Source organism: Microbulbifer sp. CNSA002, assembly GCF_047324085.1.
In the GTDB taxonomy this organism is placed as follows: Bacteria; Pseudomonadota; Gammaproteobacteria; order Pseudomonadales; family Cellvibrionaceae; genus Microbulbifer.
The window spans coordinates 4,273,061-4,287,065 of sequence record NZ_CP172449.1 but is presented as its reverse complement, the minus strand read 5'-3'; the positions used below and the strand labels follow the sequence as shown (position 1 = coordinate 4,287,065).

The 14,005-nt window shown below is 50.7% G+C and carries 10 protein-coding genes and 3 tRNA genes; 10 read left to right on the top strand and 3 right to left on the bottom strand.

Going from position 1 to position 14,005, the window contains the following annotated elements:
• The first annotated feature begins 162 nt into the window (after positions 1 to 162).
• Positions 163 to 321: a hypothetical protein gene (locus ACG1BZ_RS19100; protein WP_413663193.1), complete on the top strand. Its 159-nt coding sequence runs from the start codon at positions 163 to 165 to the stop codon at positions 319 to 321.
• A gap of 585 nt (positions 322 to 906) precedes the next feature.
• Positions 907 to 2,295, top strand: a complete 1,389-nt coding sequence (locus ACG1BZ_RS19095) for an MFS transporter (RefSeq protein WP_413663192.1) — start codon at positions 907 to 909, stop codon at positions 2,293 to 2,295.
• Between the two features lie 35 nt (positions 2,296 to 2,330).
• On the opposite strand, the gene ACG1BZ_RS19090 is transcribed toward ACG1BZ_RS19095, so the two are convergent.
• A complete protein-coding gene (locus tag ACG1BZ_RS19090; protein ID WP_413663191.1) occupies positions 2,331 to 3,758 on the bottom strand; it encodes a hypothetical protein in 1,428 nt (475 codons plus the stop codon).
• Positions 3,759 to 4,353: 595 nt separating this feature from the next.
• Here ACG1BZ_RS19090 and ACG1BZ_RS19085 point away from each other — a divergent pair.
• On the top strand, positions 4,354 to 5,514 hold the full coding sequence (locus ACG1BZ_RS19085; RefSeq protein ID WP_413663190.1) for an NnrS family protein: 1,161 nt from the start codon (positions 4,354 to 4,356) through the stop codon (positions 5,512 to 5,514).
• A gap of 82 nt (positions 5,515 to 5,596) precedes the next feature.
• Here the strand turns inward: ACG1BZ_RS19085 and ACG1BZ_RS19080 are convergent, their stop codons facing one another.
• Both ACG1BZ_RS19080 and ACG1BZ_RS19075 read right to left on the bottom strand, forming a co-directional pair.
• Positions 5,597 to 6,019 (bottom strand): GFA family protein, encoded by a 423-nt coding sequence (locus ACG1BZ_RS19080; protein ID WP_413663189.1) that lies wholly within the window; start codon positions 6,017 to 6,019, stop codon positions 5,597 to 5,599.
• Positions 6,020 to 6,106: 87 nt separating this feature from the next.
• Positions 6,107 to 6,898: a PhzF family phenazine biosynthesis protein gene (locus ACG1BZ_RS19075; protein WP_413663188.1), complete on the bottom strand. Its 792-nt coding sequence runs from the start codon at positions 6,896 to 6,898 to the stop codon at positions 6,107 to 6,109.
• Between the two features lie 195 nt (positions 6,899 to 7,093).
• On the opposite strand from ACG1BZ_RS19075, the gene ubiM reads away from it, so the two are divergent.
• From ubiM to infB, 7 genes are all read left to right on the top strand, one after another.
• Positions 7,094 to 8,260: a 5-demethoxyubiquinol-8 5-hydroxylase UbiM gene (gene ubiM, locus ACG1BZ_RS19070; RefSeq protein WP_413663187.1), complete on the top strand. Its 1,167-nt coding sequence runs from the start codon at positions 7,094 to 7,096 to the stop codon at positions 8,258 to 8,260.
• Positions 8,261 to 8,548: 288 nt separating this feature from the next.
• Positions 8,549 to 8,625 (top strand) — tRNA-Met (locus tag ACG1BZ_RS19065).
• A 41-nt stretch (positions 8,626 to 8,666) separates the two neighbouring features.
• Positions 8,667 to 8,743: transfer RNA gene (locus ACG1BZ_RS19060), tRNA-Met, on the top strand.
• Positions 8,744 to 8,780: 37 nt separating this feature from the next.
• Positions 8,781 to 8,857, top strand: a tRNA-Met gene (locus ACG1BZ_RS19055).
• 136 nt (positions 8,858 to 8,993) lie between these two features.
• Entirely contained in the window at positions 8,994 to 9,458 is a 465-nt protein-coding gene (rimP, locus tag ACG1BZ_RS19050) for a ribosome maturation factor RimP (RefSeq protein WP_108734364.1), read from the top strand.
• Between the two features lie 42 nt (positions 9,459 to 9,500).
• Complete coding sequence (nusA, locus tag ACG1BZ_RS19045) at positions 9,501 to 11,003, top strand: transcription termination factor NusA (protein WP_413663186.1); 1,503 nt, start codon at positions 9,501 to 9,503, stop codon at positions 11,001 to 11,003.
• A 64-nt stretch (positions 11,004 to 11,067) separates the two neighbouring features.
• Positions 11,068 to 13,962 (top strand): translation initiation factor IF-2, encoded by a 2,895-nt coding sequence (gene infB, locus ACG1BZ_RS19040; RefSeq protein ID WP_413663185.1) that lies wholly within the window; start codon positions 11,068 to 11,070, stop codon positions 13,960 to 13,962.
• The last annotated feature ends 43 nt before the right edge of the window (positions 13,963 to 14,005 follow it).

Genomic DNA, 14,005 nt, shown 5'->3' with positions numbered 1-14,005 from the left:
AGACTCCTCAGGGGAATGAGATAAAAGCACTGAGATACTGGGACTAAAGTCGGGAAATACCTGATATTTTGAGTGTGTTCGGATGTGGCTGCTGGGAGGAGGGTTGGATGATAGATTCTGGGAGATAGCTGTCTGAACATACAAGTTCCTAGAGATTGGCACATGGCTTTACTGCAGAGAAATCGCAGTATTATTACCAAATTAAGTAGTGGTGATGCTATCGTTAATTCCTGCCTGCGTGAGCATTATTTAATTGTTGTTGCCGTTAAATTGTGTTGCTTCAACGTTATTATTGTCACCAATCTGAGCTTGATTTATTAAGTTGTTAGTGGTTGTTTGTTCAATTTGATCTTCAGTAGCAGTGTTGCCAGTTCTTACTTGGTTGATGAGTAAGTACTGTTCGCCAGGGCCTGATGGCCATGATTGATCGAGAGAATGGTAATGGCTAAAGATAGCACCTTCATGGGAAAATCCTGTCAGTCTTTGATTTTTGATTTATAAGAATTGGAGAAGGGGCCCCGCTCAAGCCTGTCGATCAATCCTGATTGATCATCGGCTGATAGCTTTAAATACTTCTGCTACCGGATACTGCTTTTGGACTGATTCGATCTGCTAAACATGGAATGAGGATTAGTGAGACTGCGGACTTACACTGACATCAAGCCATTGTTGTTGGCATTAATGCTTGTCTATGCCTGAGCTGGGACCTAATCAGAGTATTGCGGAAGAAAGTAATTCTGGATATAGGAGAAAAGCACCGAGATTCTAGTAATAAAGTTTATGAGAACCCCATTGGTTCTAGGCTGTTACTTGGTGTTGCCTGATAATTTGCGCTGCAGTTGGTCCTTCATTGGTCCAAGCTTATATATCCATTGCATAACTTGCAAAGTGTGAAGTTTGGCATTTATGGCAGCCTCAAAGACCCCGCTATCGCGATCACAGATTATTGGCTTAACAGCATTGTCGTTGGCAGTCTTTTTGGTGGCCAATGATTTTACGGCCTTCTCCGTCGCTATCCCTGCAATGGAAAAACATTTTAACGCAGATATCTCCACCCTTCAGTGGGTGATTAACGGTTATGCATTGGTGTTCGGGATTTTTATAGTTACTGGCGGGCGCTTGGCGGATATGTTTGGTCGACGCCGGCTATTTTTTGTTGGAACCTCAATCTTCGTCTTTTTTTCAGTTTTGGGTGGTCTGGCCGTCAATGAATGGATGCTGCTGGGAAGCCGGGCATTAATGGGTGTTGGTGGTGCTCTGATGTGGCCCGCTGTGCTCGGCATGACCTATCAGATCATGCCTGATGACCGCGCCGGTCAGGCAGGCGGTTTGATAATGACGGTGTGTGGCTTTGCGAACTCTGTAGGGCCACTGTTGGGTGGTTTTTTTACAGATTTTCTTAGCTGGCGCTGGATTTTTTTTATTAACTTACCCATCGCTTTGGCGGCAATGTTGGTGGGTTGGAAAGTAATTGAGGATGATAAGCCCGATGAGAGCAATGAAAAGGTTGACTATTGGGGGATGGCCTCATTATCAATTAGCCTTTTGGCTTTAATGTTATCTCTGGATTTTGTTATCGATGTAGGATTTAGAAGTCCTTTAGTGATTGGACTTTTAGTAACATCGGTGATTTTCTTTTTGGTATTTGCCTGGGTTGAGCCTCATACTCGCTCTGACCCACTTATTCCCCCGGATGTAGCTACTAATTGGCGCTTTTTTTCTATCTGTGTGGTGACTTTGCTTCTATCGGTCACTTTTGTATCTATGTTGCTTTATATTCCTCAATTTTTAATTAAGGAGTTGAGCTATTCTGCAGTTTGGTCTGGTGCGGGTTTATTGCCGGTGATGATTACCTATGCGGTAGTCTCATATATAGCAGGGTGGTTATATGAATTTTTGGGGGCTCGCCTAATTTTAGCGGGAGCGGCACTCTTTTTAGGTTTGGGAATGTTTTTACTTTCTGGCCTAGTGGTTCGCGATCACTATCTGCACTTGGTACCGGGAATGCTCACTCTCGGTATAGGATTAGGCTTATATTTTCCTACGATAACGACTACTGCGGTTACGGTATTGGGGCCTGCCAGGGCAAGCTTGGCGGCGGCCTTAATTTATATGTTCCAAATTATCGGCGGTGCTATTGGTCTGGCGATGAATACAACGGTTGTTGCGATGGCTCCGGAATTATCTGAAGGTATTGATCGGGCATTTACTGTTAATGCGTGTTTGGCTGCTGCAGCACTGATTGTAAGTTTGCTGTTTGTGAAAGGGGATGTTTCCCAGAAAGAAAAAATCTGAGCAATAAATAATATGGTTTTTCTTAGCCTCTTTCTCTACTGTATGTATATCGCAGAATTGTTACTGCCAATCTGTGAAATGGAGATAGTAGCACCAAAACTCAATTGAATTACCTGGAGAAAGTTGTCTGTACCTAGTTGTAGTAGCTCTGCACTATTAAAGCTGCCGGTTTGAGTGAGATTGATAGTGTTTAGCTCACCCAGTTGAATGATGTCCGCATCATCAATATAACCAGACTGCGTTGAACTTACTTGATTCTGTAGGCCTTGTTGCAGCAACTGTAGTCTTGCACTAAAGCCATCTTGAATGGCTATTAATGTGTTTTGATCAAGTTCCTGGTCTATAGCTGCCTCAGAGGCTGATCCACTTTGACTAATATCAGCACTATTATCCGATCCACTTTGTGTGACAACACTACTGGCCCCTTCAATAGCGAGTTGTATTGACGTGGCGCTATTACTTGTTCCTGTTTGTGTTATCTCGGAAAAATTATTAATGTTTATCTGGTTGATTGTGGACCCGTTGTTTGTTCCACTTTGAGATGTAAAGGCCTGGTTGTTTTGAGCAAGATTAACAATTATAGAAGCGCGATTACTCTGTCCTTGCTGGATGGAACTGTTAAATCCCTGAATAGAGTTGCTTGTTTGGATGCTAGTAGCACTGGAATCTGTAAGTTGTACTATTGAGTTGGTATTAAAGGCGCCGTTAGTATTTGTTATCCGGGCAGTGTTGTTATTGCCAAATTGTTGAATTTGATTATTGGTTCCCAGAGACTGTATCAGGATAATTCTAGTATCAATATTCTGGCTTCCACTTTGGATAATACTGGCAGAGTTTGCTATGCCACTTTCTTTATCGATAATCTCAGCTCTATTAAAATTACCTAACTGGCTAATAGAGACATCACTAAGAGCAACATCATCTTGGATAGATTCCGAAAAATTTAGGGTTCCTATCTGCGAGATGTTAGCAGTTGTACCAGTGGAAAGGTTTTGTATGCTCGTAATTTGATTTAGGGATTGTTCCTGACTGATGCTTATAGTGCTAAACAGTGTACTTGTCTGTGAGGTTTCGGCCTTGTTGAGAACATTAAGCTGGGAGACTGATGTCGTGCTACCCAGGCTGCTGGATTGGGCTGACATTAGCTCGTTTGATACGCCTCTCTGCAACTGGATAATAGATCCTTCAGTATTGCCGTTGGATTGCTGAGCCACCACATTATTAAATTCACCATCTTGTGTTTGCATGATGAGATTGTTAATGATGGTTGGGTCGCTTTGGTCCCCTATAGCCCGATTGCCAATACCCTGTTGTGACAGGATATAAGTGTTGGTTGCGAGGGCCTGGCAGCAGAATAGTAAGGTTGATGCCGCGATAAGATAGCCTGGTATGAGCATAATTCCTCCACTGCACAGGCTGGCGTAAATCTTTAACTTAGGCTGTATCTTGCCGGCACTGGGCACCGTGTAATGATTGCCATATAAAATTATGGTGAAAATATAATGGTTTGTATATGAGAGATAAGTACTGAATTACTAGGGAAATAGGTTCAAGCTTTATTCCTGGTTGAGTGTTTGTTTATTGGTGGCTCCGTGTATGTTTCTGTAAATGGAAGTGCTTCCCAATTTGAGTAAACTTGTGAGATACTTCAAGTCCACTTCACCTTTGCCCAGTTTTTCCTGAAAATAGAAATAACCCTATAAAACGTGTGGTTTTTTTCAGGTTATCTACACGGAAAAAGATTCTTCACCCCAGTTAGAATAATTCACAGACTACTCATTTTTTTGTTAACTATTTTTGTTAATTGAGTGAGAATAGGGCTCTTTCCCAATCCCTGGAAATGGAATCTCGGGCGATATCCCGCACTGATGCGGATGACTGAAAAGTCGGCGCTTTTGCCTAGGTTGCGGCGCCGCCGGACAGATAAACCCCTGTGTCCTGCTTTTTTTAGGACGCCTTTGATTCTCCAAGCAAAGCAGGCCTGTCGGGGTGGTCTTGTACTGCGAATTATTTGTGTAGGGAGCCTGGTGTTCCCGTAGTTGGTAAGGAGAATGGATTTTGATACCTATCGTTGACCGCGCGCGCGCGGAGTCTATTGCACCTATTTGGCGTATGCCGTTTCGCCCTTTTTTCTGGGGAGCTGCTCTGTGGAGTATGGTTGCCCTGGTTATCTGGCAGGGGCAGTTATTCGGTTGGCAGATGCCGGCTTTTCGAATGGGGGTAGTCTGGCACTCTCATGAGATGCTGTTCGGGTTCGCGGCTACTGTTGTTGTAGGTTTTCTCGGCACGGCCATGCAAACCTGGACTGGTATCCCCTCGCCAAAGGGAACCCAACTTATTGCTTTGGTCGGCCTGTGGCTGTTGGCCCGTTTGGGCTACCTGTTGGCAGCGGTTCCTATTTGGATGCCGGTAATTGCTGAAGTCTCCTTTTTCCTGTTCTCAGCGTTTTTGCTCGGAGCCAGGGTTTTGCGAACCAAGCAGTGGCGAAATATGTTTGTATTGCCTGCGATGCTGATGTTTGCCGCATTGTCCGCTAGCCACTGGTTGCTGCCAGGGGCACAGAGCCGAATCGCCTTACTGGCTCTGCTGTTGGTGACGGCGATTATTCTGATAATCGGCGGGCGGGTTATACCCTTCTTTACGGCGCGCCGCTTTCACTTGAGCCCAAGAGATAAGATACCGGCTGTAGAGTGGGGTACCCATATTGCTGCGGTGGGCTTGTTACTGTCGGTGGCTGTTGGCTTGCCGCAAATGGTTTGGGCCTTTTTTGCGGTCTCTCTGGGTATTTTGCAGGTGGTCCGGGTAGTGCGCTGGCACCCGACAAAAATATGGGCAGAACCGATGGTTTGGTCTCTACATGTGAGCTACTGGTTGGTTATTTTGGGGTGTTTTCTCGCGGCTCTGGCTTGGAGCCAAATTGCCCCTTCCTGGCAGAGTCCCGCCTTGCACGCATTTGCCGTTGGCGGTATCGGCGGATTGATCTTGTCTATGACCAGCCGCGTCAGTCTCGGCCACACAGGTCGGATATTGAAGGCGCCGCGCTTGATGCCCCTGGCTTTTATGGCTCTGGCGTTGTCTGCTCTCGCACGTGTTTTTTGGGCACCCGCCCCGAGTGGTTTGCTCGCAGCAATTATTGCCTGGGTAGTCGGTTACACGCTTTTCCTGCTGTATTACACCCCGGTGCTATTCCAGCCGCGTGTTGACGGTCATCCCGGCTAATGCTCTCTATGTGATCTTCAGTTGCTGCGAGAAACCTTATCATCGCAGCAACTGTGGTCGAGTAAAGCCATCATTAACAGGTCTATTCAGAGTCCGCACTAGCCACCTGGGGTAGTTTGTCTACTTTAGGTACAGTTTCCAGTTCCCGATCCCACTCGGCTTTACTGGCCATAAAGATATGGGCATTAGGTCTTACATCTATTGGGCGGTCCAGGCTGCCAGCGGGAACCGCTAAGAGGCCAACTTCGGGATCTTCTCGTGGCACTGCGGAACCGCATTGATTGCAAAAGCTTTTGCTGTGCCTCGTCCCTGCCAGCTTAAAGGTTTTGACCTGTTCTGCACCGGATAGCCATTCAAGTTTCGCTGATGCAAAGAATAGGTTTGCTGCATGGGCTGAACCGGTATCTTTGCGGCAGTAACTGCAGTGGCAGAGAAAGAAGCCGCCAAAGTCACCTTCGATTTCGAAGTTGATAGTGCCACATAGGCACGATCCTTTTTGTTCCATTGCTCAACGCTCCTCTGTTTAGTTGTACTTATTGTAATTGGGGGAAATTGTGATTTATTTTGGATGTCTCGGCGGGTTTTCGGGGTATCAAACCCGTATGGTCCCGCTCAAATAGGGTACTGCTTTGCCTGAGATAATGACCCTGTCCCCGGCGACGGTGCAATTCAGCAGGCCGCCGCGCTTGGAGGCTTGATAGGCGATCAGCTCTTTCTTGTCCAGGATTTGTGACCAGTAAGGGGCGAGCCCTGTGTGAATAGAACCGGTCACCGGATCTTCGGCACCACCATTGGATGGCCAGAAATATCGAGAGATAAAATCGTACTTATCGGATTTTGCCGTGACGACCACATCGTAGGGGGCGAGCTTTCGCAGGCTGCTAGCATCCTGCTGTACATCCAAAACATCTCGCTCACTATCGTAGGTGGCAAAGTAAGCTTGGTTGTTAAGTAACACCTGGCTTGGTCTTATTGAAAGCCCCTCCAGTAATTCTGGCGGTATGCGATCTATGGGTTGTGGCTCCCTTCGTGGGAAGTCCATGGAAATAATTCCATTTTCCCCTCGGCTTATTGTCATTTTGCCCACAGCGGCCGCATGGAGCTGGAGTTGCTCGCATTGAGGGTTTTGAGAAAAAAGAACATGGGCTGACGCCAGGGTGGCATGACCACAAAAATCAATTTCCGTTAACGGTGAAAACCAGCGAATTCCATAACTGGTATCCGGACGTTTTACCAGGAACGCGGTTTCGGAAAGATTATTTTCTGCAGCGATGGATTGCATTAAATTTTCATCCAGCCAATCCTCAGTAACAACAACTCCGGCTGAATTTCCGTGAAAGACTTTGTCGGTAAAAGCGTTAATGAAATGAATTTTAAGTTCCATATTTGAACTCCATGGTGCTCCAGTTTTTTCGGAAGCGCTGGTGGCGGGCGTGATGTTTTATACCCCTAAAGTTCACCAATTTATACCTCTGTAGAGCGGCTTAGGATTGGCTTTAACCTGATCTGGATCAGTTTATCCCAGGTGTGAGTCACTAGAGTGACTTGTATTTGTTGCGTGCAAATCAGGGGTGTGAAAATGACGGAGTCCGATGTAGCTATCGTAGGTGCTGGACCGGCGGGGCTTTCCTTGGCGGTGATGCTCGCCCGCAAAGGGTGTCAGGTGGCAATTATTGAGCGCCAGGATAAGTCGGCGCTGTCCGCTCCCGTTGACGATGGCCGCGAGATTGCCCTGACACACAAATCCTACAAGCTGCTGCAAGAACTGGGGGCTTGGCAGAGATTATCCCCGGAAGAGATTAGTCCGCTAAATGCTGCCGAAGTAGTCGACGGCAATTCCCCTTCGACACTCCACTTTAGCCCGGGAGAGAGGGGGCCTCTGGGTTTTATTGTCTCCAACTCTGCAATCCGGCGAATCTTATATGAGGCAGTTTTGGAGACTGAGAATATAACGCTGCTCGATAACTCGACCGTTACCGGGATGACATTGAGTGGCGCTATGCGTCATCTTGAGTTGGCAGAGGGGGAGGGCGTGCGCGCTTCCCTGGTGGTTGCAGCCGACAGCCGTTTTTCTGAAGTGCGACGCATGGCGGGAATTGGCGCCGATATGCGCGACTTTGGCCGAGTGGCGATTGTCGGCCCTGTACGCACCGAATTAACCCACGATGGTATTGCCCGGGAGTGTTTCCGCTACGGCTCGACACTGGCGCTGTTGCCTTTGCCCAAGGCAAATATTTCATCGGCCGTGGTTACTGTTCCCGCCAGTCTCTCTGCCCAGATTATGGCGATGGGTAATGAAGAGTTTGCCGGGCACGTATCCCGCGAAAGCGCGTCCCAGCTCGGCGGTGTCGAAGCTTTTGGTGAGCGCCACTGTTATCCATTGGTTGCGGTATACGCACATCACTTTTTCGCTGAGCGCTTTGCCTTGGTGGGAGATGCCGCTGTGGGAATGCATCCAGTGACCGCACATGGATTTAATTTGGGCTTGGCCGGTGCGGATACTTTGGCCCGTCAACTGGATAGTGTTAGCCGTCTATATAACCCGGCCAAGCTGACTCGGGCCCTGGCCCGTTACCAGATGCTGCACCGGGTTGAATCCAAGCCGATTTACTCTGGAACTAATAGGGTGGTGGATTTGTTTACCGACGATCGCCTGCCGGCCAAGTTGCTGCGCAAAATGGTGTTGCGGGTCAGTGATCGCTTTCCCCCAATTCGAAAAGCAATAGTGCACCAGTTAACTCGCTAGCTTATTCAGAGGCTTGTTAAGAGAGTTTTACTCTTCGTTCTTTTTATAAAAAGTACATGTGCAAGAAAGAAGACGGTATATGAAGGTGGCCTGCTTGCGGGATTTTCTTCCTTTTCTATACTGATTTGCGAGATGGTAGAGACGGCTTTAACCCCCCGGTGAAAACAAATGCCAATTACGGCTTGACTCACCGGGTCAGCACCAATAGAATGCGCAGCCTCTTGAGTGGTTGGGCTGGTCCCGCCGCAGGGAAACAAAGATCAACCAGGCTTTGTTTCTTGGAGTTGTTGCGGGGTGGAGCAGCCTGGTAGCTCGTCGGGCTCATAACCCGAAGGTCGTAGGTTCAAATCCTGCCCCCGCTACCAATTTTACCTTCGGGTAAAATATTTGATTGCGCTTTCGTTGTTGCGGGGTGGAGCAGCCTGGTAGCTCGTCGGGCTCATAACCCGAAGGTCGTAGGTTCAAATCCTGCCCCCGCTACCAACTTTCCTTAGGGAAACTTTGATTGCGCTTTCGTTGTTGCGGGGTGGAGCAGCCTGGTAGCTCGTCGGGCTCATAACCCGAAGGTCGTAGGTTCAAATCCTGCCCCCGCTACCAAATTTTGCATTCGTGCACACTGACTGCACGAATGTGCGGTCAAAGCCCCGTCAGGGGCTTTTTCGTATCTGCAAGAAAAGTTGCAGATATTTTTCGAAGTGGGCCGTAGGCCCATTTTTTGTATGTGGTGACGAGAATGGCGAGCAAACGCGAATTGCTGGAAGAGCTTCTGGCGCCGGTGGTGGCATCGCTGGGGTGTGAGTTGTGGGGTATTGAGTACCAAACCCACGGTCGCAACGCGCTGCTGCGCATTTATATCGACTCCGAAAACGGTATTTCCGTTGAGGATTGCGAGAAAGTGAGCCGCCAATCCAGTGCTGTACTGGATGTGGAAGATCCCATCAGTAGTAAGTACACACTTGAAGTCTCTTCCCCAGGGCTCGACCGCCCTCTTTATAAACTGGCCCAGTACGAGCGCTTTATCGGCGCCCAGATTGAAGTTCGCCTGCGTATGCCTCTGGATGGGCAGCGTAAGTGGCGCGGACTGCTGGCCGGTGTAGAGGGTGATGAAGTGGTTCTGCGTGTAGATAGTGAAAACGAATACCTTTTGCCGATCGACAGTATCGAAAAAGCAAATATCATTCCCCAATTTACCAAATAACCTGTAGGAGCCTGAGCTCAGGCGATTTTGAGGCACAGTTGCATGAACAAAGAGATCTTGCTGGTAGCCGAGGCGGTATCCAACGAGAAGGGCGTTGACCAGGAGATTATTTTCCAGGCCATCGAAGCGGCATTGGCAACGGCCACGAAGAAGCGCTACGACGAAGATTCAACCATTGAGGTTATCATTGATCGTCGTTCAGGCGATTACGAGACTTTCCGCAGCTGGGAAGTGGTCGGTGATGAAGTCTTGGCTGAGTTGGGTACCCAGTTCACCCTGGAAGAAGCCCACGAAAAAGATGCTGACCTGAAAGCAGGTGACGTTTTCCGCGAGCAGGTGGAAAATGTAGAATTTGGACGCATCGCCGCACAGACCGCAAAGCAGGTCATCGTACAAAAGGTACGTGAAGCCGAGCGCGCCAAAGTTGTAGACGAGTACCGCGATCGCGTCGGCGAAATGGTTAGCGGCACTGTGAAGAAGGTGACCCGCGACTTTATCGCTGTAGACCTGGGTAATAATGCCGAAGCGCGCCTGCCTCGCGATCAGCTGGTTGGTCGCGAAATTTTCCGACTCGGCGATCGCGTGCGCGCAATCCTGTTGGAAATCCAACCGGAAGCCCGCGGGCCCCAGCTGATGCTGAGCCGCTCCTGTCCGGAAATGATTGTCGAATTGTTCCGCATTGAAGTGCCGGAAATTTCCGAACAGGTAATCGAAATTAAAGGCGCGGCCCGCGATCCCGGTCTGCGTGCAAAAATCGCTGTAAATACCAACGACGGTCGCATCGACCCGGTGGGTGCCTGTGTGGGCATGCGCGGCGCGCGTGTTCAGGCGGTATCCAACGAGCTGTCTGGCGAGCGCGTAGATATCGTTCTGTGGGATGAAAACCCCGCTCAGTTCGTTATCAATGCGATGGCGCCAGCAGAAATTGAATCCATCGTAGTCGACGAAGACACCGGTTCTATGGACGTAGCCGTGGCAGAGGAAAACCTCGCAATGGCTATCGGCCGCAGCGGCCAGAATGTGCGCTTGGCCTCCGAGCTGACCCAGTGGCAGATCAATGTCATGAGCAGTGACGAGTGGCAGAGCAAGCAGGAAGCCGAGTCCAGCTCCATCATGCAGGTGTTTATGGATCGCCTGGATATCGATGAAGACGTTGCCGGTGTACTGGTTGAAGAGGGCTTCGCCTCTCTGGAAGAAGTAGCTTATGTACCCATCGAAGAGATGCTCGCAATTGAGGGCTTCGATGAGGATATCGCTGAGGAGCTGCGCGCCCGCGCCAAGGACACCCTGTTGACCCAAGCGCTGGCATCCGAAGAGAAGCTGGATGCATCTGAGCCCCAGGAAGACCTTTTGAATATGGACGGTATGGAGCGCCAGCTGGCATTCCAACTGGCCAGCCGTGGTATTTCCACGATGGAAGACCTGGCAGAGCAGGCTGTCGATGACCTGCTGGATATCGAAGGTCTCGACCAGGAGCGCGCTGCAGCGCTGATTATGAAGGCGCGTGAGCCCTGGTTTGCCGATGACAGCGGCGAAGAAGCTTAAGTGCAGCGAAAAATAACTTACGTATAAGTAACCCCCTCCGACCAAGTGACTTTTAGGAGAGAGAATGGCCGAAGTAACAGTTAGTGAACTCGCCAAATCGGTTGGTGCCACCGAAGACCGTCTGCTCAAGCAGATGAAAGAAGCGGGTTTGCCTCACACCTCTGTGGATGCAGTGGTGTCAGACGAGGAAAAGCAGGTCTTGCTCAGTTTCCTGAAAAGCAGTCACGGGGAGCAGGGCGCCGCGCCGCGCAAGATCACCTTGAAGCGCAAAACCACAAGCACGCTGAAGACTGGCTCTGGCACCGGCCGCAAGACTGTGAATGTGGAAGTGCGCAAGAAGCGCACTTATGTGAAGCGCCCTCAAGCTGAGCTTGAAACCGTAGCGGCAGGCGAAGAATCGAGCAGCCCCGAGCAGGAAGCGGCAGTCGATGCCCTGCAAAATGAGCAGGAAAGACTGGAGGCCGAAGCCGAACGCGCTCGCGTAGAAGCCGAGGCAGAAGCTGCACGCCTAGCGGCGGAAGAAGAGGCGCTAGCCAAAGCCGAAGCCGAGGCGAAAGCCAAGGCTGAAGCCGAAGCGAAAGCCAAGGCCGAAGCAGAAGCAAAAGCCAAGGCTGAAGCCGAAGCGAAAGCAAGCAATGAAGTAAAAGCCGATCAAGATGCGGCTAAATCAGAGGATAAGACCGCGGAAAACGTAGTGAAAAAGGCAGAGCCCGCCGCACCAATCCGCTCAAGCTACTCAGACGATATCGAGGCAATGCGAATTGCCGCGATGGAGCGTCGCAAGCAGCAGGCTGAGCAGGAAAAGCGTGAACTTGAAGAGAAGAAAGCTAAAGTAGAAGCTGACCGACGCGCAGCCCAGGAAAAGAAAGAGAAAGCTGCGCAAGCTGCACAGACAGCCAAGGCTAAGCCAGCACCGGCAAAAAGTGCTGAGAAGACCTCTGAGGTCAAGCCAGCTCTGCGTCGCAAGCTGGAGGCAGCATCCACTGCTCCCGCTGAAGCTGATCGCTCTGAGGACGAGCCGCGTAAGCGTCGCGGTCGCCGCTCCAAGTCCGGCCCGAAAAAATCCAGCAAAACCGCTCTGTACGAACAGGCGCTGGAAGTATTTGAGGAAGACGAAGCATCCAAGCGCAGCACGCGCTCCCTGTCTCGTCCGACCTTGAAGGTTAAACCTACGCACGGCTTTAAAAGGCCCACGGAGAAACAGGTGTACGAAGTACAGTTGGGCGAAACCATCACTGTTGGCGAGCTGGCCAAACAGATGAATGTGAAAGCCGGTGACCTGATCAAGCGCCTGATGAAAATGGGCGAGATGGTTACTATCAACCAGAGCCTGGACCGTGAAACTGCACAGCTGATCATCGAAGAGATGGGCCACAAGGTGGTATTCCGCTCTGAGAGCGAGCTGGAGGAAGCGCTGGTTGCCGAGACCCAGGCCAGTGAAGGCACTGAGGTGTCCCGCGCACCAGTAGTTACCGTTATGGGTCACGTTGACCACGGTAAAACCTCCCTGCTGGACTACATCCGTAAGACCAAGGTGGCTTCCGGTGAGGCCGGTGGTATTACCCAGCACATCGGTGCTTACCGTGTGAAAACCAGCCAGGGCGAGATCGCTTTCCTGGATACCCCCGGACACGCCGCCTTTACTGCGATGCGCGCCCGTGGCGCCCAGGCGACTGACGTGGTTATCCTGGTGGTGGCTGCTGACGACGGTGTGATGCCGCAGACTGAAGAAGCTGTGAACCACGCCCGCGCTGCCGGTGTACCGCTGGTTGTTGCAATCAACAAGTGCGACAAAGAAGCTGCCGATCCCGATCGTGTTAAAAACGAGCTGGCTGCGAAAGATGTAATTCCTGAAGACTGGGGCGGTGATACCCAGTTTATCAATGTGTCTGCACACACTGGTGAAGGCATCGACGACCTGCTGGAAGCGATTTCCCTGCAAGCAGAGATGCTGGAGCTGAAGGCCAAGGTCAAGGTACCGGCAACAGGTGTTGTGATCGAATCCCGCCTGGAAAAAGGTCGCGGTGTTGTGGCCACCCTGCTGGTACAGAACGGCGAGCTGAAGCGCGGCGATATCGTACTGGCAGGCCAGAGCTACGGCCGTGTTCGTGCCATGACCAACGAGCTGGGCAAGCAGGTTAAAGAAGCTGGCCCTTCAACTCCGGTTGAGCTGCTGGGTCTGGACACCACACCCAACGCCGGTGACGAGTTCATGGTGGTTGCGGATGAGCGCAGAGCTCGTGAAGTAGCTGAACAGCGCGGTGATAAAGAGCGTCGTGAGCGCATGCAGCGCCAGCAGGCGGCCAAGCTGGAAAACATGTTTGCGAACATGGAAGCCGGCGAGCGCAAAGTACTGCCGGTTGTTATCAAAGCGGACGTTCGCGGCTCCCTGGAAGCTATCCTGGGCGCACTGGCGGATATCGGCAACGAAGAAGTTTCTGTCAACGTCGTGTCCAGCGGTGTAGGTGGTATCGCCGAGAACGATATCAACCTGGCCCTGACCTCCGGCGCTATCGTACTGGGCTTCAACACCCGTGCTGATGTGGCTGCCCGAAAGGTTGCTGAGACAGAAGGCGTAGAGATTCGTTACTACAGCGTGATCTACAACCTGCTCGACGAAGTGAAGCAGGCGCTGTCCGGTATGCTTGATCCGGAAATACGCGAAGAGATCGTGGGTATTGCCCAGGTTCGCGATGTGTTCCGCTCACCGAAGTTTGGTGCCATTGCCGGTTGTATGGTTACTGAAGGTACCGTCTACCGCAACAAGCCGATCCGCGTACTGCGCGACAACGTTGTGATCTACCAGGGCGAACTGGAATCCCTGCGTCGCTTCAAAGACGATGTGCAAGATGTGCGCAACGGCATGGAGTGTGGTATCGGGGTTAAGGACTACAACGACGTTAAGTCCGGTGACCAGATCGAAGTTTACGATATCGTTAAGGTTGCTCGCGAACTCTAAGGAGTTCCGCAGCGGATCGAGGATAAACCCGCGCGGCTTAGCC

Coding starts and splice junctions, on each gene's coding strand:
- ACG1BZ_RS19100 (WP_413663193.1), top strand. CDS start 163: ATGGCTTTACTGCAGAGAAATCGCAGTATTATTACCAAATTAAGTAGT.
- ACG1BZ_RS19095 (WP_413663192.1), top strand. CDS start 907: ATGGCAGCCTCAAAGACCCCGCTATCGCGATCACAGATTATTGGCTTA.
- ACG1BZ_RS19080 (WP_413663189.1), bottom strand. CDS start 6,019: ATGGAACAAAAAGGATCGTGCCTATGTGGCACTATCAACTTCGAAATC.
- ACG1BZ_RS19075 (WP_413663188.1), bottom strand. CDS start 6,898: ATGGAACTTAAAATTCATTTCATTAACGCTTTTACCGACAAAGTCTTT.
- ubiM (WP_413663187.1), top strand. CDS start 7,094: ATGACGGAGTCCGATGTAGCTATCGTAGGTGCTGGACCGGCGGGGCTT.
- rimP (WP_108734364.1), top strand. CDS start 8,994: ATGGCGAGCAAACGCGAATTGCTGGAAGAGCTTCTGGCGCCGGTGGTG.
- nusA (WP_413663186.1), top strand. CDS start 9,501: ATGAACAAAGAGATCTTGCTGGTAGCCGAGGCGGTATCCAACGAGAAG.
- infB (WP_413663185.1), top strand. CDS start 11,068: ATGGCCGAAGTAACAGTTAGTGAACTCGCCAAATCGGTTGGTGCCACC.